At 69.9% G+C, this 1902-nt stretch carries 2 protein-coding genes and 1 pseudogene; 1 reads left to right on the plus strand and 2 read right to left on the minus strand.

The annotated features are described in order from the left end of the window. Both RT567_RS16415 and gloB read right to left on the minus strand, forming a co-directional pair. Positions 1-745 (minus strand): SDR family NAD(P)-dependent oxidoreductase (locus RT567_RS16415; protein ID WP_313577267.1); only part of this gene is annotated, 745 nt, incomplete at its 3' end. A gap of 43 nt (positions 746-788) precedes the next feature. After that, entirely contained in the window at positions 789-1520 is a 732-nt protein-coding gene (gene gloB / locus RT567_RS16420; RefSeq protein ID WP_313577268.1) for a hydroxyacylglutathione hydrolase, read from the minus strand. Between the two features lie 103 nt (positions 1521-1623). On the opposite strand from gloB, the pseudogene RT567_RS16425 reads away from it, so the two are divergent. Beyond that, positions 1624-1902: pseudogene (locus RT567_RS16425) on the plus strand (methyltransferase type 11); the annotation flags it as partial.

A 1902-nucleotide genomic window follows, 5' to 3' on the forward strand; every position in this document is an offset into this window, starting at 1 on the left:
CCCCGCCGATCCGCACGCCCGGCGTCAGGGTGATGTTGGCCGTGGCGAAATGCCCGCCGCCCGCGCACAAGATGGCCCGCGTCGGCGCCGCCTCGCCCACCAGCGCCAGCAGGCCGGGGCTGACCAGGGCGGGGTCCAGCGCCTTCAGCACCTCTTCCGACAGGATGCCCGCCGTCATCTGGGTGGCGGCGGTCGGCGCCAGGGCGTTGACCTTGATGTTATGCTTGGCGCCCTCGATGGCCAGGGTCTGCATCAGGCCCACCTGAGCCAGCTTGGCCGCGCCGTAGTTGGCCTGGCCGAAATTGCCGTAGAGGCCCGAGGACGAAGTCGTCATGACGATGCGGCCGTAGTTCTGGGCGCGCATGATCTCCCACACCGCCTTGGAGCAGATGGTCGCCCCCATCAGATGCACGTCCACCACCAGGCGGAAGTCATCCAGCGTCATCTTCGAGAAGCTCTTGTCGCGCAGGATGCCGGCGTTGTTGATCAGGATGTCGATGCGGCCCCAGGCCTTCATCGCCGCCTCGACCATGGCCTGCACCGCGTCGACGTCGGTGACGGAACCGGCCGCCGCCATCGCCTGGCCGCCCGCAGCGACGATCTCGTCCACCACGCCCTGGGCCGCCGCCTCGGTCAGGTCGTTGACCACGACCCTGGCGCCCTGGCCGGCCAGATAGAGGGCGTGACAGCGGCCCAGGCCCCCGCCCGCGCCGGTCACGATCGCGACCCGATCCTTCAACTGCATGAACATCTCCGATGGTGAGTGACTGGAAAATCCGGCGGGCGTCCTAGCCCTTGAAGCCGTCCTTGAGGGCGCGGCGCGCGGCGAAGTCGGCGGCGTCGCGGGCGCGCAGGAAGGGGTTGAAGCGGCGCTCCATCCCCACCGAAGTCGGTACGGTCGCCTCGCCCCGCTCACGCGCGGCGAAGATGGCCTCGGCGTGCGCCTTCAACGCCTCGTCGGCGTCCGGCAGCGACAGGGCGAAGCGGGCGTTCGAGGCCGTATACTCATGGGCGCAGTAAAGCGTCGTCGCCTCGGGCCAGGCGGCGATGCGGTTCAGGCTGTCCCACATCTGCTGCGGCGTCCCCTCGAACAGCCGCCCGCAGCCCAGGGCGAAGATGACGTCGCCGACGAAGGCCAGCTCGTCCTCGGCCGCATGATAGACCACATGACCCAGCGTATGACCGGGCGACACCACCACGTCGAAGGCCGTTTCGCCCAGCCGCACCGCCTCGCCGTCGACCAGAACGTGATCCAGCGGCGCCGCGCGGCGCACCTCTTCCGGCCCAGCGATCTCGCAACCCGTCTCGGCCTGCAGCCGCTCGTTGCCGCCGGTGTGGTCCGCGTGCCAGTGGGTGTTCAGGATCAGATCCAGCCGCCCCCAGCCCGACGCCTCCAGATCGGCCAGGATCGCCTCGGCGTCCGGCGTATCGACGGCGGCGACCAGCCCCGTCGCCTCATCGCGGATCAGGAAGCCGTAGTTGTCGGACAGACAGGGAAACTGGCGAACGGTCAGGGTCATGAGGGGGTCTCCTATCGAAACCCTATCCTAAGCCGCGCGAAGAGGAACCCTCCGTCGCCCAGAACGGGTGAAGTCGCGCAGACTTTCCGCCATACTGCCCGCCATGCGCCGCAGCATCGACGATCTCCGCACCTTCTACGGCGAGCCGACCGGCGCGCTGGTGCGACGCATGCTGGCGCGGCGGCTGGAAGACGCCTGGGGCGCGGCCAACGGCAACGATGTGCTGGGTCTGGGCTATGCGACCCCCTGGCTGGACGGCTTCGTCGGCGCGCGACGCGCGGTCGCCGCCATGCCGGGCGGTCAAGGCGCCGAACAGTGGACGGCGGCGGGACGCAACCGCACCGTCCTGGTCGACGACCGGCGCCTGCCCTTCGCCGCCGGG

Origin of the sequence: Brevundimonas sp., from assembly GCF_032107865.1 — a bacterium.
In the GTDB taxonomy this organism is placed as follows: domain Bacteria; phylum Pseudomonadota; class Alphaproteobacteria; order Caulobacterales; family Caulobacteraceae; genus Brevundimonas.